This is a genomic window from Marinospirillum sp. (assembly GCF_014859565.1).
Window position 1 is genome coordinate 20,938 of sequence record NZ_JACUUA010000013.1, and the last position, 19,295, is coordinate 40,232.

Below are 19,295 nucleotides of genomic sequence, written 5' to 3' on the forward strand. Positions count from 1 at the left end.
ACCTGAGCAATAAAAAAGCCTGCGATCATTGCAGGCTTTTTTATTGCTCTTCATTTAAACCTTTAACTCTTGCCAGCGGCGCTGTTGCCAGATCCAGATAAATACCGCTGAGTTAATGATTCGATAAACCAGCTGTGCAATCCAAATCCCCAGTAAACCCCATTGCAGATGAATTCCGATTAGCCAGGCTGCAGGTAAAAAGAATAACCATTGTATCGACAGACTGATCTGCATTACGGTGCGCTGAGCACCGGCACCCTGCAGCGCTTGGTTAAAAACAATTGCAGCTGAATCCAGAGTGATCATGATACCGGTAAGCATCAGTGGAATTCGTCCCAGCTCAATCAAATGGGGGTCATGCAGGAAAATTCCCAGTATGGCTTCAGGAAAAAACAACATGGGTGTGCCTAACACAGCCAGAAGCACAACAGCCAGGCGCATCACCTCCCAGCCCCAGCGGTGGGCTTCATCCCGTTCTTCTTCACCAAGACTGTGGCCGACCAGAGTCATGGCTGCCATACCCAGCCCCACACCGGGAAGAATTAACAGCAGTGACAAATGCACCAGTACATGGCCTACAGCGACACTGGAGGTGCTGATTTGCCCGAGGAACCAGAAGAGTACGGCATAACTGACGGCAAACAGAAACTGCTGTACTGAATTAGGAAGTGCCAGCCGCAGCGTGCGCCAAAGCAGGTTGAATGTGGGCACCTTGAATAAAAAGCCACTGGGGCAGGCGCGTTGCCAGGTTAACCAGCCCCAGACCAATGCACCAGCCGTGACCGACAAGCTGGTGCCCAAAGCAGCACCCACGGCACCCAGTGGCGGTACACCCAATCCACCATGAATCAGCCAGATGCTCAACAGAATGTTCAGGCCATGGGTAAACAGGATAATGCGCAGGTAAATACCGGACTCATGGATACCATGCCAGTAACCTCGGAAACACAGGGTCAGCGCCACCGGCAACAGTGCCAACACTCGCCACTGAAAATAATCACTAGCGACCTCCTGCACCTCCGGGGTCTGGTTGATCCAGGCCACAATCCAGCCAGCCTCCAGCCAGCCCAACAGCGTTAACGGCACCGTGACCAGTAATGCCAGCAGGATGGCAGCATTCAGGGGCAGTGCACGCACTGAGTATTCTCGGGCACCGTGTCGTCGTGCAACCTGTGACTGCACACCGGAAGATAGCCCCATAATCAGGGCGGTCAGCATAAAAATGGCGTAACCGCCCACACCCACACCCGCCAGCACCGTTTCACCCAAACTGCCCACCAGCGCGGCATCCACCAGATTCAGCAGGCTCTGACTGAGCATACCGCCCATAATGGGCAATGCCAGTGTCAGTATTTTGCGTGTCCGATCTGCCGGTAACATGGATGGCTTACTGAGCCTGATCTGGATCGTAACCCAGCACCGGTGTTAACCAGCGCTCCAGTTCAGTAACAGGCATATCCTTGTGAGCAGCGGCAGTGATCACCTGATCACGGGTGATTTTACCCAGATTAAAATACTTGCTGGCTGGATGGGCAAAATACCAGCCGGAAACCGCTGCGGTGGGGTACATGGCATAACTTTCGGTCAGAAACAGGCTGGTGTGTTCTGTTGCATCCAGCAACTTGAACAGTGGGCCTTTTTCAGTGTGATCAGGGCAGGAAGGATAACCCGGTGCAGGACGAATCCCCTGATAGGCTTCTTTGATCAGTGCAAGATTATCCAGCTGTTCATCGGCTGCATACCCCCAGAACTCCTTGCGCACCCGTTCATGCAAGCGCTCGGCAAAGGCCTCGGCCAGACGATCAGCCAGAGCTTTAACCATAATGGCGCGATAATCATCATGCTGGGCTTCGTATTCCTTGGCCAGCTCTTCAGCACCAATACCGGCGGTCACAGCAAAACCACCCATCCAGTCAGCAATGCCCGAGTCTTTAGGGGTGACAAAATCGGCCAGTGACTTGCAGTGACCATCCTTGTCCGGTGTTTGCTGCCGCAGATGGGTCAGGCGTTGCACCACCTGCTGGCGGGTTTCATCGGCGTAGATTTCAATGACATCATCATCCACCGAGTTGGCAGGCCACAGGCCAATAACACCGCGTGCCTTGATTTTTTTACCTTCGATCAGCTCGTTCAGCATCTCCTGAGCATCAACAAAGAGTTTTTTGGCTTCCTCACCTACTACTTTGTCTTCAAAAATAGCCGGGTATTTACCCACCAGATTCCAGCTGATAAAAAAGGGGGTCCAGTCGATGCGTTCCACCAGTTCTTCCAGTGAGTAGTCATTAAAAGACTGGATACCGGTGATACGCGGTGGAACAGGGGGTTGGGCTACAAAATCCAGTTTTAATTTACGACGGCGCGCTTCGGCATAATCACACTCAGCGGCTTTTAAGGTGCGTTTGCTCTGGCGTTCCCGCACAGCATCATATTCTTCACGAATTTTTGCCATGAAAGGCGGTTTCAGCTCTTTAGAAAGCAGGTTACTGGCCACACCTACCGCGCGGGATGCATCACTGACATAAACCACTGCCTCATCATAATGCGGATCAATTTTCACCGCTGTGTGGGCTTTGGAGGTGGTGGCACCACCAATCATCAAGGGGATGTTAAAACCCTGGCGCTGCATTTCTTTGGCGACGTGCACCATTTCATCCAGTGACGGGGTGATCAGGCCGGACAGGCCAATAATATCGACCTTTTCTTCACGTGCCTTTTGCAGAATTTTGTCGGCAGGCACCATCACGCCCATATCCACCACTTCATAGTTGTTGCACTGAAGCACCACACCCACAATGTTCTTACCGATATCGTGAACATCACCCTTGACGGTAGCCATCAGGATTTTGCCCTTGGTTTGTACCTCACCCGATTTTTCTGCTTCGATATAAGGAATCAGGATAGCCACAGCTTGTTTCATGACTCGCGCCGATTTCACCACCTGCGGCAGGAACATTTTGCCTTCACCAAACAGGTCACCAACGATGTTCATACCATCCATCAGGGGGCCTTCAATCACGTGGATTGGGCGTTCAGCGGCCAGGCGGGCTTCTTCGATGTCCACATCAATATATGCGGTGATACCTTTTACCAGAGCATGGGCAATACGCTGATTAACCGGCAGTTTGCGCCATTCCAGATCTTCTTTTTTCTCGGCAACCGCACCATCACCGCGATACTTTTCGGCAATATCCAGCAGCCGTTCAGTACCGTCTGAGCGGCGGTTTAATACCACATCTTCCACGGCATCCCGTAATTCAGCGGGTAGATCGTCATAGAGTGCCAGCTGACCGGCATTCACGATACCCATACTCATACCCACTTTAATGGCATGGTAGAGGAACACTGAATGGATGGCTTCGCGCACCGGGTTGTTGCCGCGGAAAGAAAAAGAAACGTTGGATACACCGCCGGAAATCAGGGCATGGGGCAGATTTTTGCTGATCCATTCACAGGCCTGAATAAAGTCCACGCCATAATTGTTGTGCTCTTCAATACCGGTAGCTACAGCAAAAATATTGGGGTCAAAAATAATGTCTTCAGCAGGGAAACCGATTTCATCCACCAGCAGGCGGTAGGCACGTTCACAGATTTCGGTTTTGCGTTCAAAGGTATCCGCCTGACCGGCCTCATCAAAGGCCATAACAATAATCGCAGCACCATAACGTTTACACAGTAATGCCTGCTGGCGGAAGGCTTCCTCACCTTCTTTCATTGAAATGGAGTTAACTATCGGTTTGCCCTGCACACACTTCAGGCCCGCTTCCAGAATCGGCCATTTGGACGAGTCCAGCATGATCGGAACACGGGCAATGTCCGGCTCACCGGCAATCAGGTTCAGGAAACGCACCATGGCGGCCTGAGAGTCCAGCATGCCTTCATCCATGTTGATGTCGATGACCTGAGCACCGTTTTCCACCTGCTCCAGTGCCACTTCCAGCGCAGTGGTGTAATCCTCAGCCACAATTAGCTTTTTGAAACGGGCAGAGCCGGTGACGTTGGTACGCTCACCAACATTCACAAACAGTGAATCGGCGGTGATGTTAAAAGGCTCCAGACCCGACAGGCGGCAAGCGGGGGGTATTTCAGGAATCTGCCGCGGTGGGATACTGGCTACTGCATCAGCAATGGCCTTGATGTGTGCCGGAGTGGAGCCACAACAACCACCAATAATGTTCATCAAACCGGACTGGGCAAACTCCACCAGAATCTCGGCCATTTCTTCCGGTGTCTGATCGTATTCACCAAAGGCATTGGGCAGGCCGGCATTGGGGTGAGCGGATACATAGGTATCCGCAATACGGGACAACTCTTCGATGTAAGGGCGCAAATCCTGCGCACCCAGTGCGCAGTTCAGACCGATGGATAGCGGGCGGGCATGGCGCAGGCTATTCCAGAAGGCTTCGGTGGTCTGACCGGACAGGGTGCGACCGGAGGCATCAGTGATGGTGCCGGAAATCATGATCGGCAGCTCATAGCCCTGGCGTTCAAACACTTCCTGTACTGCAAACACCGCAGCCTTGGCATTCAGGGTATCAAAGATGGTTTCGATCAGGATCAGATCACAACCACCACGAATCAGTGCCTCGGTTGCAGCAATGTAGTTTTCCACCAGCAGATCAAAAGTGACATTACGGTAACCGGGATCATTCACATCCGGAGAAATGGAGGCTGTTCGACTGGTTGGACCCAGCACCCCGGCCACATAACGGGGTTTATCCGGGGTGGAGTACTGATCGGCAGCTTCACGGGCAACACGAGCACCGGCTTCATTCAGCTCTGCTGCCAGTTCCTGCATGTCGTAATCTGCCTGGGACAGGCGAGTGGAGTTAAAGGTGTTGGTTTCAATAATGTCCGCACCGGCGGCCAGATATTCCCCGTGCAGACGGCGAATCAGATCCGGCTGGCTCAGTACCAGCAAATCATTGTTGCCTTTAACATCACTGTGCCAGTCAGCAAAACGCTCACCCCGGTAATCCGCCTCCTGAAGTTTTTCCATTTGGATCAGGGTGCCCATACCGCCATCCAGAATGACCAGACGTTGTTGCAGGCTTTTTTTCAGGGTTTCTAGGCGTGCCAGGGTAGCGGGTGCGGGGCTGTTCATCTGTGATACTGACTCCGGTGGAAAAGTTTGGAGCATTGTAACAAAAAGCTTTTCAGGAGGTCAGAGAAAAAGACCTATCAAAAGACTAGGGTATTGTTCTTTTTGTGTGATTTGTCATAAGATGTGACAGAACCAAGTCCTTATTTCCTGTGGGGTAGTGAAACAAAATGAATGAAGTCAGCGAAGCCGAAGTAATCAGCAAGCCCCTCCGAATTACTGAAACAGCCGAGAGTTATCTTGCTGAGCTACTGAGTAAGCAGCAGGTTGAAGGTATGTCTGTGCGGGTTTTCATCACCCAGCCCGGTACACCCTATGCTGAAACCTGTCTGGCTTACAGCCGACCCGGCGAAGAAGAACCGGCTGATGAGTTGATGCAGCTGGAAAAAATCAAAGTGTATCTGGAAAAAAACAGCCTGCCATTTCTGGAAGAAGCAGTGGTGGACTTTAATCCGGATCGTATGGGTGGTCAGCTGACCATCAAGGCGCCCAATGCCAAGATGCCCAGGGTCAGCAAGGACAGCCCACTGGCTGATCAGATCAACTACATCCTCTACAGTGACATCAATCCGGGGTTGTCTGCCCATGGTGGTGAAATCAAGCTGATTGAACTGACCGAAGATGATATTGCCGTGCTGCAGTTTGGTGGCGGCTGCCAGGGTTGTTCGGCAGTGGATCTAACACTAAAAGATGGTGTTGAAAAAACTCTGATGGAGCGTCTGCCGCAACTGCGGGGCATCCGTGATGTCACGGATCATACCGTCAAGGAAAATGCCTACTATAAGTAATGCATTGATTTTCAGTGATTAAGGTTTGACAGCCGTGGCATCTGTGCCTAGATTAAAGTCTGTTTGTCTGACTGGATGTTCAATAACTGCTTGGGAGAATAAAGGCATGTCTATGCTGAAAAAAACACTGGCAACAGCCGCTATCACTGCGGGCTTGGGGCTGGCAAGCATGAGTACAAGTGTTCTGGCTAACCAGAGCTTTATTACCATTGGTACGGGCGGTGTGACGGGTGTGTATTATCCAACCGGTGGTGCTATTTGCCGATTGGTGAACCGTGATCGCAGCGAGCACGGTATTCGTTGTTCTGTGGAAAGTACCGGTGGTTCTGCTTATAACGTCAACACCATTCGTGCCGGTGAACTGGATTTTGGTGTTGTACAATCGGATGTGCAGTACAACTCTTACAAGGGTGAAGGGCAATTCTCCGACGCTGGAGCTTATACCGACCTGCGGGCGGTATTTGCACTGCACCCGGAAGCTTTTACTGTGGTAGCGCGTGCTGATGCCCGTGCGACCGAGTTTGACCAATTACGTGGCAAGCGTGTGAATGTGGGTAACCCCGGTTCTGGTCAGCGCTCAACCGTTGAGCAAATGCTGGAGTTACGCGGCCAAAACATGGGTATTTTCTCACTGGCAGCAGATCTGCGAGCTGCAGAAATGTCCAGTGCTCTGTGTGACAACCGCATTGATGCCATGATTTATGTGGTTGGTCACCCCAGCGGTGCCATCAAGGAAGCCACCAGCAGCTGTGACAGCCGTTTTGTTAACGTGCGTGGTGACTATGTGGATGCGTTGCTGAAGAAGTATCCCTACTATCGCCGTGCGGTAATCCCAGGTGGTGAATACACCGGCAACCCGAATGACACCCATACCTTTGGTGTGGCTGCAACACTGGTGACTCGTGCCCAGACCCCGGATGATCAGGTTTACCATCTGGTAAAAGCGGTATTCGAGAATTTTGATACCTTCACACGCCTGCACCCTGCTTTTGCCGGTCTGACCAAAAAAGACATGGTTGGAGCGGGTCTTTCCGCGCCACTGCATCCCGGTGCTGAAAAATATTACCGTGAGGCAGGTTTGCTGAAATAAGCCTGATTTTCTCTGGAAATATAAAGAACGCCAGCTATTCAAACCCTGACTAGCTGGCTTTTTTGTTTCAACAGTGTTTACCCAGCGCTGTTATACCTGGTGAAAGAGGCATCCCTGAATGGCCGAAAAAAACTCCTCCAAACACATCAGTATTGACGACTCCAGTGTGGATGAAGCGACAAAACTGGTGCAATCAGAAAGTGGCTCGCGACAACCTGCCGGACTACCCGGTAAACTGATTCTGGTGGTTGCGTTATGCTGGTCTTTGTTTCAGCTCTGGTATGCGTCACCCTTTTCACTGATCAGTTCGTCTTTCGCACGACCAACACACCTGGCCTTTGCCATCTTTCTAGCCTTTCTGGTTTATCCAGCATTTAAGCGTTCATCACAGAAACAGATTCCCTGGCATGATTGGATATTTGCGACATTAGGTGCTGCTTCAGCATTTTATCTGGTATATGCCTACGAAGCGCTGGCGACCAGGCCGGGTATACCCAATACCACTGATCTGGTTTTTGCCGGTATGGGTATGGTGTTATTGCTGGAGGCAACCCGTCGGGCACTTGGCCCACCACTGATGATAGTGGCTGCAGTTTTTCTGACTTATACCTATTTTGGCCCTTATTTTCCGGAAGTCATTTCACATCGGGGAGCCAGCATTGAGCGCCTGTTGTCACACCAATGGCTGACTTCAGAAGGAGTTTTTGGTGTTGCCATAGGTGTTTCTGTCAGTTTTGTATTTTTGTTTGTGCTTTTTGGTGCCTTGCTGGAGCGGGCAGGGGCAGGGAACTACTTCATCAAGGTGGCTTTCTCCCTGCTGGGTCATATGCGTGGTGGTCCAGCCAAGGCTGCGGTAGTGGCTTCCGGTATGTCCGGTATTATTTCAGGTTCCTCCATTGCTAATGTGGTCACCACTGGCACTTTTACCATCCCTCTGATGAAACGGGTGGGTTTTTCTGCCACCAAGGCCGGTGCCGTAGAGGTTGCTTCTTCCACCAATGGTCAGTTAACACCACCCATCATGGGGGCTGCGGCTTTTCTGATGGTGGAGTATGTGGGTATTCCTTATCTGGATGTCATCAAACACGCTATTCTGCCTGCGCTAATTTCTTATATTGCGCTGATCTACATCGTGCATCTGGAAGCCTGTAAAGCCAACATGATGGGTATTCCACGTCGACATAAACCTACTCTTGCTCAATCACTCACCAATTTTATCGGTACTATTCTGGGGCTTTGTATTCTGACGCTGGCTGTTTATTACGGTATCGGTTGGATGAAGGTGATCTTTGGTGACTGGGCCATGACCCTGGTACTGATGCTGACTGGTGTGGCTTATGTTGGGCTGGTGGCTTATGCCTGCCGTTTTCCTGAATTAAAGCTGGATGATCCTGATTCCGAGATTCTGGAGCTGCCGGAAGTGGGGCCAACCGTCAAATCCGGGCTGTATTTTCTGCTTCCCGTGGTGGTGCTGGTCTGGTGTTTGGCTGTGGAGCGTTATTCACCGGGTGTTTCAGCCTTCTGGGCAACCATCTTTCTGATTTTTATTGTGCTGACACAACGGCCATTAAAAAGCTTCTTCAGAAAACAAAATAACTATCTAGCGATGGTGCGTGAAGGTGTGGAGGATCTGTATCACGGCATGGTTAATGGTGCCCGCAATATGATCGGTATTGGTGTGGCTACTGCTGCAGCTGGTATTGTGGTGGGTACAGTCACGCTGACTGGTATTGGGCTGGTGATGACCGATTTTGTTGAGTTTATCTCCGGCGGCAGTCTGATGCTGATTCTGATTTTTACCGCAGTGATCAGTCTGATTCTGGGTATGGGTCTGCCAACAACAGCCAACTATATCGTGGTATCCACTCTGATGGCACCAGTGATTGTGGAGCTGGGTGCCCAGCATGGCTTGCTGGTACCACTGATTGCAGTGCATCTGTTTGTGTTTTATTTCGGCATTCTGGCGGATGATACACCCCCAGTCGGGTTGGCGGCTTTTGCCGCTGCCGCAGTGGCCAAGGCCGATCCGATCAAAACAGGTGTGCAGGGTTTTACCTACGATATTCGTACCGCAATTCTACCGTTTATGTTTATCTTCAACACCAATCTGTTGTTGATTGACATCCAGAATCTGTTCCACTTTTTCACGGTATTGTTTGGTGCCATTGCCGCAATACTGGTATTTGCAGCAGCAACCCAGCACTGGTGGCTGACCAAAAACCGTGTTTGGGAAACTCTGGCCATGCTGTTGATTACTTTCACCCTGTTTCGCCCCGGTTACTGGTGGGACATGATTTACCCACCAACAGAGCTGGTACCCGCTGCAGAGATAGTGAATGCAGCGGAACAAACCCCGGATGAAGGTGCACTGCGTATCTGGGTAGAAGGTGAAAGTCTGGATGGTCGTGATGTCAGGAAACTGGTGTTGTTGCCACTGGAAACCTCCGGTGATGGCCTGAGCCGTTTGCAAGACGCTGGGTTAATACTGAGTATCCTTGATGATGAGGTGGAAGTGGATCTGGTCACTTTTGGTTCACCGGCTGAGGCTCTGGGTATTGATTTTGGCTGGAAAATCACCGGCGCTGAAATTGAATTGGATCGACCGGCCAAAGAATGGATGATGATTCCACCCTTGTTACTGCTGGGTTTGATCGCCTGGTTGCAGCGTCGTCGGATTCGCCTGCAATCCAAAACGGGAGCAAGTCATGTTTAAACAAATTCTTTTGCCTATTGATATCAGTGATGGCCAGCAGGCAGTCAAGGCCATTAAAGCGGCTGTGGAGCTGGCGCAGTCCTATCAGGCGCAGCTGCATGTGCTCACAGTATTGCCGGGGTTTGGTTCACCCATTGTTGCCAGCTACTTTCCCAAACAGGATTTGGCGAAGATTATCGACAGCATCTACCAGAAATTAAAAACCCTGGTGGAGCCTCATGTTCCCGATGATCTTGAGGTAAAACTGCGTGCGGTAGAAGGCACACCTCACAAGGAAATTCTTAAAGAAGCCAAACGCATCAAGGCTGATCTGATTGTGATCCCCAGCCATGACCCCAAAGCTGTTGAGCGTTTTTTCCTTGGCTCGGTTGCAGCCAAAGTGATTGAAAGAGCGCATGTATCGGTGATGGTCATTCGACCGGATCGCGGCTGATCAGATCATAATTAACGGGGCAGGGCGGGTGTAACTGGCCGCTGCTGCCTTTAATGTGGCTATTTCCTGCTGATTGTTTTTCACTTCTCTGATTTTTTCTTCCAGCTGCAGTTTCAGGCTGGCTTCCTGCTGTATTGATTGAGCTTGCAACTGCTTCAGTTGCTGCTCCTTTGCCTCAAGCTGTTGTTTGATTTCTTGCTCCCTCAGTTGTCTTGCCTGTAACTCCTGTTGTTGATCCTGCACCTGTTGCTGGCTGGTTTTTAACGCTTGCTGCAGCTGGGCACGTTCTTGTTTGATTTCCAGTGCTTGCTGCTGGAGTTTCTCTTGCAGGTTGCGTGTTTCCTGTCGGGCAAGATCTACTTCCTGCATCCAGCGCAGCTGATTTTCTTCGTTTCGCTGTTGTTCATGAGCCAGCACTGACTGGTGTTCTTCTTTCTGCTGTTGCAAGGCCAGCAGGTGTTTCTGCTGTTGTTCTTGCAGTTCGGCTTGCAGTTTTTGAATGCTTGCCGCCGCTGTAGCTTCACGTTCCTGGCTGTTGATTTCCAGTGTCAGCAGATGTTTGTCTTTTTCTTCCAATAGGGTCTGTATTCGACTGATATCAGCAGTCAGCTGTTTGATGTCACGCAGCAGTTCAGTGTTTTTCCGCTCCAGCAGCAGGTTTTTTTCTTCGGTGCGCAGAGCTTCTTCCATGGCCAGCTGTTTATCACTGAGTGCCTGACGTATTTCCTGATCCGCAGCTTGCTGGTAGTGCTGCAGTTTCAAATCGGCTTCTGCGCAGGCGGCTTGCCATAACTCCCTTGTCAGATTCAGCAGTGTATCCGGTACCTCCTTTGACTCCTGCTGTAAGGGTGTGGCGTTACGTTGTTCATCCCGCCATTGCCGCAGGTGTTCACTGAGCGTGGTGAAACTGCCAGTACCCAGTGCTTCACGAATGCGTTGCACGGTTGGGTTTTCACCCTGACGTTGCAGCTCCTGAATAACCTGAACCACTTGCTGATACTGCACACCGTTTCTGGCCATGATTAAAAGCCTCGTTTTGATTCTGTTTGATGCTGTAAAACCCGCCAAACCAGGCGGGAGTGATTTTTATCGATAATATTACGTATTACGTAAAATGTAAATTATGATACGAAATTCAGCTAGTATTCATGATAACCACCATTATCATGAATACTGGCGGTGGTTTGGTATTACAGGATAAAATGGCTTAAACACCTTTCAGGAATGCTCAATCAGGAATGCTCAATATGTCTGCCAAAAAGCCCGCAACTTCATTTGCACTGCCAGTTGCACCGCTGGAGCAGATCCGGAATCTACCGGATGAACTCAGTGGTCGTGTTGGTGAGAATCGGCCACCGGCGACCCAGATCTGCCAGATTGATGCTCGTACTGATCTGGATGCCGTACAATCCTGGTTGCTGGAATACAAGGATCAGCCACAGACCTTTCGTACTTATCGCAAGGAGGCAGAACGTCTGCTGCTCTGGTGTTGGCTGGAGCTTGGCAAGGCTTTCTCCAGCTTAAGTCGGCAGGATCTGGCGGCTTACCAGGCTTTTCTGGTCGATCCACAACCTGCTGCCCGCTGGTGTGGTCATGGCCGAGCTGCACGTCACAGTGAAGACTGGCGACCTTTTCAAGGTGGTTTGAGTAAAAGCAGCCAGCAACATGCCTTGCGTATTCTTAAAGGTTTGTTCCAGTACCTTCATGCTGCAGGCTATCTGGCTGGTAATCCGCTGGCTCTGGTGAGACAGAAAGAAATTCGGCAGGATGGCCGCCAGGTGCGAGAGCGGCATCTGGATCAGGATACCTGGGAGGCACTGGTGGATTATCTGCAGCACCAGCAGAGTGACGATCCAAAACGCCTTAAACAGCTGGAACGCTGGCGTTTGCTGCTGGCATTTTTGTACTTGTTGGCGCCACGTGTGCATGAAGTGGCCCAGGCAAAAATGAATGATTTTTTTCAGCGCCGTAATTACTGGTGGTGGGCGGTGGAAGGCAAGGGCAAGAAATATGCAGAGATCCCCGTTAATGAAGCCTTGATTGCTGCGCTAAAGCGTTATCGTGAGTTTCTGGGGTTAACTCCCCTGCCTGATGCTGAAGATTTCAGCCCGGTGGTGCGAGATCTATCCGGTAGCAAAGGCATCAGTCCCAATATGATTTATCGCACCATAAAGGCCCTGACGGATGAAGCCAGCGCTGCTTTTACCGTCTCTAATCCGGAGATTGCGCTAAGATTAAGTAAAACCAGCACCCACTGGTTTCGCCATACTTCCATCACTCATCAGGCGGATGCCGGTGTTGAACTGCGCTTTCTGGCAAGGAATGCCCGACATGCCAGCCTGGCAACCACTCGTATTTACCTACACGAAGAAGACGAAGCCTGGCAAGAGCAGAACCGAAAACAGGACTGGCAGGCACCCTGGGCGGATGCTTCGGAAAAAGATTAAAGTGATGCCGGGTGACCGGATCAATAGACCAGAGGATCTGCAGGCGCTGGGTGCCATTCATGGAGAACAGCCGATTATCTGTTAAGATAAGCAGCCATTTTCATTCAGCCCGGAGTCGGCATGTTGGGTAAAATTCTGGTCACTGCCTTGGTATTCGGGGTGGTTTATATACTTTGGCGACACCAGCAGCGGCAACAAGAGTTAGAGAAAAACGAGGCTGCAGGTCATTCATCTGCCCTGCCCTCCAGCAGAAAATCACCGGCGGTTAAACCTCTGCTGATTGGTATTCTGGCCTTGTTTATGCTCAGTACGGCCGCCTGGATGGTGTACGACTGGCAGGATCAGCGCACTCTGCTGGAGGTGCGGGTAATGAACCCGACCAACGGCACAGAGGATATTTATCAGGTGTATAAAAAAGACCTGCAGGAACGTGGATTTACTACTCGTAACGGCCAGCATATTCGTATTGCCAACAGTGAACGCATGGAAGTGCAACGTCTGGGCAAGCATTAAACCGGAGATAACACCGTGTCAGCACAAGAAGCCCAGCAAACCCTGCTGGAAGAGTTTGAGTTTTTTGATAACTGGATGGATCGTTATCAGTACATCATTGATCTGGGTAAGGCTCTGCCGACCTATCCTGAAGAGTGGAAAACACCGGAATACAAAATAGAAGGCTGCCAGTCTCAGGTCTGGATCCATCCAGAAGTGAAAGACGATGTCCTGTACTTTGCTGCTATCAGTGATGCTGCTATTGTTTCCGGACTGATTGCGCTGCTGGTGCGCATCTACAGTGGTCGCACTGCTGCTGAAATTCTTGCCACCCCACCGGATTTTCTGAAAGAGTTAGGATTGGATAAACACCTCAGTCCCACACGCAGTAATGGCCTTTATGCCATGCTGGAGCGCATTTTTGCCGTTGCCAAGGCCGCAAAGGGATAATCATTATGGCTGAGCCGTTGATCAACCAGTACGGAGAAAGCATTCCTCGCCAGATTGCGGCTCAAATCAGCAGTGTTTATGAGCGTTTTAATGCTGAACAGTTTGTGGACGATGCTTTAAAGGGTTATCACTCGCTGGACCTGATGGCACGTGGACGCCATATCGCAGAAGCACTACATCACCATTTGCCCGCTGATTATGAAGAGGCAACCCGCCTGCTGGTGGCTTCCATGGGGTCCCGGCTGGAGCGGGATGAGGGCAGCAGCATGGCGCCCTTTTTGTACCTGCCTCACAGCTTTTATATTGCCCGTTATGGTTTGGAGCATTTTGAGGCCTCCATGCAGGCTCAGTATGAGCTGACCCAGCGTTTCACCGCTGAGTTCTGCATTAGGCCTTACTTGGAGCAGCATACCGAGACCACACTGGAGCGCCTGCATCTCTGGGCAGAAGATAACAATCACCACGTTCGCAGGCTGGTTTCTGAAGGTACTCGCCCACGTTTACCCTGGGCAAGCTGCCTGAAAGAGTTTCAGAAAGACCCGGCTCCGGTGCTGGCATTGCTGGAAAAACTGAAAGATGATCCTGAGCTGTATGTACGTCGATCTGTGGCAAATAACCTGAATGATATTGGCAAGGATCACCCGGAGCTGCTGACCAGCACCACCCGCCGCTGGTTGGATCAGGCATCACCAGAGCGCCTGTGGCTGATTCGCCATGCACTGCGCTCCATGATCAAACAAGGTCAATCAGAAGCGCTGGATCAGTTGGGATATGGCAAGGCACCCGAAGTGCAGATCAGTCAGCCAGATATTACACCTGCCCAAGTTTGTATGGGTGGCAAGGTACAACTGAGTTTTGAGCTGTTGAATCCAACTTCAGTGTCTCAGGATTTATTGATTGATTTTTGTGTGCATTATATCAAGGGCAATGGCAGCACTTCGGCCAAGGTATTTAAGCTTAAAACCCTGCAATTGGCAGCCAACACCAGTGAAAAACTGAGTAAAAGTCTATCTCTGGCCAATATGACCACCCGCAGGCATTACCCCGGTGTTCATCAGGTGGATCTTCTGATCAACGGTTGCAGTTATCCGCTTGGACACTTTGAGCTATCATTTGCTGCCCAGTAGCTGGTTGGTGAACTGTAAACCCAGGCTGAACCGATAGTTTTCATGGTTATAGTCGATCAGGCTTTCACCATATCCGGCATACACCTGAACCAGTCCACGCATTTTACCCTTGATAGGAAAAGACCAGTCCAACTGCAGGCCACCATGACCATCATCTTCAAAGCTGCCTTTGGCACTGAGAATATACTCAAAGTCATTGTTGGCGTAAGCCAGGCTCAAATCCACATAACCAATATATTTTTCCAGATCTGGATTGTTGTCCTCTCCACCCATTCCCGGAATGCGCACACGGGGAGTCAACTCCAGCATCCAGTTTCCCTTGGATAAGGCGCTGGACACATACAGATAATTCCAGCTGCGTGACAAAGGCAAGTTACGACCATTGGATTGATGAGCATAACCGATGCGGTTGTAGCTGTTGGTGAAACCCAGAAAACGTATATCATTTTCCAGCGTCAGGAACAGCTCAGGTTTATAGTTGGTTTCACGAAAAGGTTTGGAAGCCTCGTTATTATAAGCCTGCCACCAAGATGTCTGGGTGTAGGCAAAAAACAAGGTACCTTTATCATTAAACAGATCCGTCATGACTGGAATTTTCATGCTTAACTGAAACTTGATTTCCAGTGGTTGCATTGATGCTTCCGAGTCTATGGCCTCAAAACTGGTTCTGTTGGGATAACTGGAATAACTGACGGGTAAAATATAGTTGCGCTCATGTGGTGTAAACCCAAAAGGCAGGCTTTGAATCACTCGTTCTTGATTCAGACGTTCATCCAGCTCGGTAGTGGAGTAGTCAAACTCATGGTTCTGCGCCATTTCACCGTACTGGAGCAGTGTTTCACGCAGTAGGGTACGGTATTCAACCATACGCTCTTCCAGTTGTTTTTTTCTTGCTTGAGTCTCTGCATCATCCTCTTCTGCCAGCACTGGAGCAAAAAGCAAAGGTTGCAGAATCAACAGTCCGATAACGGAATGTCTGATGGTCATGGTGGGTTACTCAGATGACTTCTTTTTTTGTGGTACCAAATCCACCCCGCCGGGATGTAGAGGATGGCACTTCCCTACCCTGCGTAAAGTCAGCCATAACCCCTTGATTGGGCCATGTACCTTTAATGCTTCAATCGCATAACAAGAGCAGGTTGGGTAAAAACGGCAACTCGGTGGTTTTAATGGACTGATAAAAAGCTGGTAAAAGCGCACCAGTCCGATCAAAAGTTTTTTCAGCAACCAGCTGATCAGTCGTGGTAGCAACAACAACCAGTCCTGTAGTGTAACAGGGCGCTGCACGCTACTTAACCTTTACCGTAAAGGCTGGTCGGATCAACCAGTGGCTCGTTTAACACTTTCAGCCGCTCACCATTCAGATCAAAATAAAAGCAGCTTCTGCGGCCGGTGTGGCAAGCCGGCCCCTGTTGATCAACCAATAGCAGTAACGCATCACCATCACAATCCACACGCAGCCCTTTAAGCCACTGCACCTGCCCGGAACTTTCCCCTTTGCGCCATAATTGGTTACGTGAACGTGACCAGTAGCAGGCCTGGCCTTCTTTTAAGGTAATCTCCAGTGATTCGCGATTCATCCAGGCCAGCATTAACACCTCGCCGGTATCGGCCTGCTGGGCAATAGCAGTGATCAGCCCCTGATCATTAAAAGCCAACTGATCCAGTACCTCATCAAAAGTTTTACGGGTACCGATTTCAGCTTTTTCCAGCTGCAGCCAGAAAGTATTATTTGATGCCATGATCAACCCTTTTAACGGTTAAACATCAGACGCTGACCGTGAATTTTCTGACCTGGCAAGCCATCATGCCAAGCAATACCACCATTAACGAGCGTGGTAACAATGCGGCTCTGAAAGGTATGTCCTTCAAACGGAGACCAACCACACTTGTACAGCAAGGATTCTTTGGTCACGGTGGTTTCTTTCTGCAAATCCACCAGTACCAGATCAGCAAAGTAACCTTCACGCAGGTAACCTCGATCCTTGACCTGGAAGGCCACTGCCGGGTTGTGACAGGCTTTTTGAACGATGGTTTCCAGTGACAAACGACCCGCCTGATAATGATCCAGCAGGCTTGGTAGTGCGTGTTGCACCAAGGGTAAACCAGCCGGTGCTTTAAAATAACTGCCCTGTTTTTCTTCCCAGGTATGGGGTGCGTGATCGGTGGCAATAATATCAATACGCCCTTCTGCAACAGCCTGCAGGATGGCATCACGATCTTCCTTGCGTTTGATTGCGGGGTTACATTTAATCTGTGCGCCCAGTCTTTCGTAATCTTCTTCACTGAACCAGAGATGATGCACACAGGCTTCAGCGGTGATGCGTTTGCCTTTTAACTCACCCGGTTCAAACAAGGCCAGCTCTTTGGCGGTGGTGATATGCAATACATGCAGGCGAGTACCGTGTTTTTTTGCCAGAGCCACTGCAAAAGATGAGGATTTCCAGCAGGCTTCCTCCGAGCGGATATTGGGATGTTCGGAAAAAGGCACATCCTCACCGTATTTTTCTCTGGCCAGCGCTTCATTGGCCTGAATCATCGGTGAGTCTTCGCAGTGAGTGGCGACCAAAATCGGCGCATGGGCAAAAATGCCGTCCAGTACTTCGGGATTATCCACCAGCATGTTTCCGGTGGATGCCCCCATAAACACCTTCACACCACAGGCGGCTTGAGGATCCAGATTCTTGATTTCTTCCAGGTTGTCATTGCTGGCACCCAGATAGAACGCAAAGTTGGCATGAGAGCGACCCGTTGCACGCTGATACTTGTCTTCCAGTGTCTGAGCATTGATGGTCAGCGGGTTGACGTTGGGCATTTCCATGTAGGTAGTGATGCCACCTGCAACAGCAGCGGCAGACTCAGTAGCGATATCACCCTTGTGAGTCAGACCCGGTTCACGAAAATGTACCTGGTCATCAATCATTCCCGGCAGCAGGTGTAAACCGGTGGCATCCATGACTTGTGTTGCTGCACTGGAGGACAAATCCTTTGCAATGGTTTCTATGCGTTGGTCACGAATACCAACATCCGCCCGAAACACCCGGCCTTCATTGACTAGAGTGGCATTAAGCAGCAAAAGATCGTACATGAGACATGCTCCAGATAAACGTTTTAATCAGATTTCACTGGTTGCACTGACGGCAAAGCCCGTGAACTTCTATATTTTTTTTATGAATCAGAAAACCCTGCTGAGCAGCAGCTTGCTCCAGTTGTTGATCCAGGGCTTCTTCGTGCAGCTCTTGTACTTCACCGCACTGCTCACAGATCAGTAACTGATAGGCCTGAGCGTGCTCCGGGCAGGCACAACTGACATAGGCGTTTAATGATTCTATGCGATGAATAAGGCCATTGCTCATCAAAAAGTCGATGGCACGATAAATTGTGGGTGGTCTTGCTGAGGCATTTTCAGTAGTCAGGGCATCCAGCAGGTCGTAAGCCTTGGCACCTCCAGAGCTTTGTACAATAAGTTCAAGCACCCTGCGTCGGGTGGGTGTCAGGCGTAAACCCTTGCGAAAACAAAGGGCATCCGCCTCGGCCATCAGTTTTTCCGGTTCCCGGCTCATTCAAAGGCTTCTTGGTTTGGCAAGTGGGCACGCATAAAAGCGTTGATGCCTTTATTCTACGTGCAGTGCCCTTGCAGAACAAACTTCAGCAGCAAAAAGAGCCTGATTAAATGCCTGTCGGTAATTCAAATAGCATCACGAGATATTAATTTTTTGTGCAACTTACAGGCAAGGTATCTTCCCTGCGACAGTCATTTTTATTTTTCTTCTGGCTGTGCGGGTTTATCAAGAGCCAGGGGGTCGTCATCCTGCAGAATACCGCGAAAACTGACACGTAAATCCCGACCTGCAGTGAGAGCTCTGAGGGTTTTGGAGTGAAACTCGCGCCGGTACAGAATGGCAACTACTGCCAGCGTTGACAGAATAAACAGCACAGGATGCAAAAACCAGCTCAACAGTGCCAGGCCGAAATAATAAGAACGTAGACCATAGTTGAACTGATTGGCAGCCAGATCAATGACATTAGCAGCCTGAATGGCAAACATTTTTCTTGCACCAGCCGAAACACCACTTTCATTGGGCAAGGGTGCACTACCGATCAGAATAGCGCAAAAATTATACTGTCGCATCGACCAGGTGAAGGTGAAAAAGGCATAGATGAAGATCATCACCAGCAATAGTAGCTTGAGTTCCAACCCCAGGCGTGTTGGCTCATGCACGGCAAAAGGCAAATCCACAACAACTGCCAGCGCACGATCAGTAGCACCCAGCAAACCAAACAGTGCTGCCAGTATCAGCAGGGTGCTGGATGCAAAAAAAGCACCGTTCCGTTCAAGGTGAGTCATGATAGTGGCATCAGCAATACGTGCTTCCCTATCCAGCAGGCGCTTCATCCAGTCATAACGATAACCATGCATGATGCCAGCCAGACAACGGCGGTTACGTTGCCGTCTACGGCTGTATTCGTAATACCAGGCCCAACTGAGCACGAACCACCCCAGTGCAATCCAGTCCAACCAGCTGAAAGCCTCTGTTAATGTAGATGGCACTTCTTTTACTCCTTTTTTCGTTGAATAAGACTAACAGACCCAGAGTCAGTCTTAGCAAAATCCGCGTAAACCCTCGCCCAATCGGGCGGGGATATAAGCGGGAAC

17 protein-coding genes are annotated in these 19,295 nt (G+C 50.3%); 8 read left to right on the forward strand and 9 right to left on the reverse strand.

Annotated features, from left to right (window positions below; genetic code table 11):
* Positions 1-54: 54 nt before the first annotated feature.
* Positions 55-1,380, reverse strand: coding sequence for an MATE family efflux transporter (locus tag IBX50_RS03600; protein ID WP_292253344.1), 1,326 nt, complete (start codon positions 1,378-1,380; stop codon positions 55-57).
* Between the two features lie 7 nt (positions 1,381-1,387).
* Positions 1,388-5,101: a methionine synthase gene (gene metH, locus IBX50_RS03605; RefSeq protein WP_292253346.1), complete on the reverse strand. Its 3,714-nt coding sequence runs from the start codon at positions 5,099-5,101 to the stop codon at positions 1,388-1,390.
* 167 nt (positions 5,102-5,268) lie between these two features.
* Between metH and nfuA the strand changes: the two genes are divergently transcribed.
* From nfuA to IBX50_RS03625, 4 genes are all read left to right on the forward strand, one after another.
* Positions 5,269-5,886, forward strand: coding sequence for a Fe-S biogenesis protein NfuA (gene nfuA, locus IBX50_RS03610; protein WP_292253348.1), 618 nt, complete (start codon positions 5,269-5,271; stop codon positions 5,884-5,886).
* A 112-nt stretch (positions 5,887-5,998) separates the two neighbouring features.
* On the forward strand, positions 5,999-6,976 hold the full coding sequence (locus IBX50_RS03615) for a TAXI family TRAP transporter solute-binding subunit (protein WP_292253373.1): 978 nt from the start codon (positions 5,999-6,001) through the stop codon (positions 6,974-6,976).
* A gap of 118 nt (positions 6,977-7,094) precedes the next feature.
* The gene (locus tag IBX50_RS03620) at positions 7,095-9,689 is read left to right on the forward strand and encodes a TRAP transporter permease (protein WP_292253350.1); all 2,595 of its coding nucleotides are present in this window, start codon (positions 7,095-7,097) and stop codon (positions 9,687-9,689) included.
* Positions 9,682-10,122 carry a universal stress protein gene (locus tag IBX50_RS03625; protein WP_292253352.1) on the forward strand — a complete coding sequence of 147 codons (441 nt, stop codon included), beginning with the start codon at positions 9,682-9,684 and terminating at the stop codon, positions 10,120-10,122. The genes IBX50_RS03620 and IBX50_RS03625 overlap by 8 nt, the downstream gene beginning before the upstream one ends.
* On the opposite strand, the gene IBX50_RS03630 is transcribed toward IBX50_RS03625, so the two are convergent.
* Positions 10,123-11,142 carry a DNA-binding protein gene (locus tag IBX50_RS03630; RefSeq protein ID WP_292253354.1) on the reverse strand — a complete coding sequence of 340 codons (1,020 nt, stop codon included), beginning with the start codon at positions 11,140-11,142 and terminating at the stop codon, positions 10,123-10,125.
* A gap of 227 nt (positions 11,143-11,369) precedes the next feature.
* Between IBX50_RS03630 and IBX50_RS03635 the strand changes: the two genes are divergently transcribed.
* The 4 genes from IBX50_RS03635 (at position 11,370) to IBX50_RS03650 (ending at position 14,638) form a co-directional block, all read left to right on the forward strand.
* Positions 11,370-12,569, forward strand: a complete 1,200-nt coding sequence (locus IBX50_RS03635; protein WP_292253355.1) for a site-specific integrase — start codon at positions 11,370-11,372, stop codon at positions 12,567-12,569.
* A gap of 120 nt (positions 12,570-12,689) precedes the next feature.
* Complete coding sequence (locus IBX50_RS03640; protein WP_292253356.1) at positions 12,690-13,082, forward strand: hypothetical protein; 393 nt, start codon at positions 12,690-12,692, stop codon at positions 13,080-13,082.
* 15 nt (positions 13,083-13,097) lie between these two features.
* Positions 13,098-13,511, forward strand: coding sequence for a SufE family protein (locus tag IBX50_RS03645; protein ID WP_292253357.1), 414 nt, complete (start codon positions 13,098-13,100; stop codon positions 13,509-13,511).
* Between the two features lie 5 nt (positions 13,512-13,516).
* Positions 13,517-14,638 carry a DNA alkylation repair protein gene (locus IBX50_RS03650; RefSeq protein WP_292253360.1) on the forward strand — a complete coding sequence of 374 codons (1,122 nt, stop codon included), beginning with the start codon at positions 13,517-13,519 and terminating at the stop codon, positions 14,636-14,638.
* On the opposite strand, the gene IBX50_RS03655 is transcribed toward IBX50_RS03650, so the two are convergent.
* From IBX50_RS03655 to IBX50_RS03680, 6 genes are all read right to left on the reverse strand, one after another.
* Positions 14,621-15,625, reverse strand: a complete 1,005-nt coding sequence (locus tag IBX50_RS03655; protein WP_292253361.1) for a phospholipase A — start codon at positions 15,623-15,625, stop codon at positions 14,621-14,623. The genes IBX50_RS03650 and IBX50_RS03655 overlap by 18 nt on opposite strands.
* Before the next feature lie 6 nt (positions 15,626-15,631).
* Positions 15,632-15,925, reverse strand: a complete 294-nt coding sequence (yidD, locus tag IBX50_RS03660; RefSeq protein WP_366930688.1) for a membrane protein insertion efficiency factor YidD — start codon at positions 15,923-15,925, stop codon at positions 15,632-15,634.
* 5 nt (positions 15,926-15,930) lie between these two features.
* A complete protein-coding gene (gene hisI / locus IBX50_RS03665) occupies positions 15,931-16,380 on the reverse strand; it encodes a phosphoribosyl-AMP cyclohydrolase (protein ID WP_292253363.1) in 450 nt (149 codons plus the stop codon).
* Between the two features lie 11 nt (positions 16,381-16,391).
* Complete coding sequence (locus IBX50_RS03670) at positions 16,392-17,726, reverse strand: dihydroorotase (RefSeq protein WP_292253364.1); 1,335 nt, start codon at positions 17,724-17,726, stop codon at positions 16,392-16,394.
* Positions 17,727-17,760: 34 nt separating this feature from the next.
* A complete protein-coding gene (locus IBX50_RS03675) occupies positions 17,761-18,201 on the reverse strand; it encodes a transcriptional repressor (protein ID WP_292253365.1) in 441 nt (146 codons plus the stop codon).
* A gap of 197 nt (positions 18,202-18,398) precedes the next feature.
* Positions 18,399-19,190, reverse strand: coding sequence for a DUF599 family protein (locus tag IBX50_RS03680; RefSeq protein WP_292253367.1), 792 nt, complete (start codon positions 19,188-19,190; stop codon positions 18,399-18,401).
* Positions 19,191-19,295: the final 105 nt, after the last annotated feature.

Excerpts from the sequence above, each read along its gene's own strand:
- IBX50_RS03600 (WP_292253344.1), bottom strand. The coding sequence starts at position 1,380 with ATGTTACCGGCAGATCGGACACGCAAAATACTGACACTGGCATTGCCC.
- metH (WP_292253346.1), bottom strand. The coding sequence starts at position 5,101 with ATGAACAGCCCCGCACCCGCTACCCTGGCACGCCTAGAAACCCTGAAA.
- nfuA (WP_292253348.1), top strand. The coding sequence starts at position 5,269 with ATGAATGAAGTCAGCGAAGCCGAAGTAATCAGCAAGCCCCTCCGAATT.
- IBX50_RS03615 (WP_292253373.1), top strand. The coding sequence starts at position 5,999 with ATGCTGAAAAAAACACTGGCAACAGCCGCTATCACTGCGGGCTTGGGG.
- IBX50_RS03620 (WP_292253350.1), top strand. The coding sequence starts at position 7,095 with ATGGCCGAAAAAAACTCCTCCAAACACATCAGTATTGACGACTCCAGT.
- IBX50_RS03625 (WP_292253352.1), top strand. The coding sequence starts at position 9,682 with ATGTTTAAACAAATTCTTTTGCCTATTGATATCAGTGATGGCCAGCAG.
- IBX50_RS03630 (WP_292253354.1), bottom strand. The coding sequence starts at position 11,142 with ATGGCCAGAAACGGTGTGCAGTATCAGCAAGTGGTTCAGGTTATTCAG.
- IBX50_RS03635 (WP_292253355.1), top strand. The coding sequence starts at position 11,370 with ATGTCTGCCAAAAAGCCCGCAACTTCATTTGCACTGCCAGTTGCACCG.
- IBX50_RS03640 (WP_292253356.1), top strand. The coding sequence starts at position 12,690 with ATGTTGGGTAAAATTCTGGTCACTGCCTTGGTATTCGGGGTGGTTTAT.
- IBX50_RS03650 (WP_292253360.1), top strand. The coding sequence starts at position 13,517 with ATGGCTGAGCCGTTGATCAACCAGTACGGAGAAAGCATTCCTCGCCAG.
- IBX50_RS03655 (WP_292253361.1), bottom strand. The coding sequence starts at position 15,625 with ATGACCATCAGACATTCCGTTATCGGACTGTTGATTCTGCAACCTTTG.
- hisI (WP_292253363.1), bottom strand. The coding sequence starts at position 16,380 with ATGGCATCAAATAATACTTTCTGGCTGCAGCTGGAAAAAGCTGAAATC.
- IBX50_RS03670 (WP_292253364.1), bottom strand. The coding sequence starts at position 17,726 with ATGTACGATCTTTTGCTGCTTAATGCCACTCTAGTCAATGAAGGCCGG.
- IBX50_RS03675 (WP_292253365.1), bottom strand. The coding sequence starts at position 18,201 with ATGAGCCGGGAACCGGAAAAACTGATGGCCGAGGCGGATGCCCTTTGT.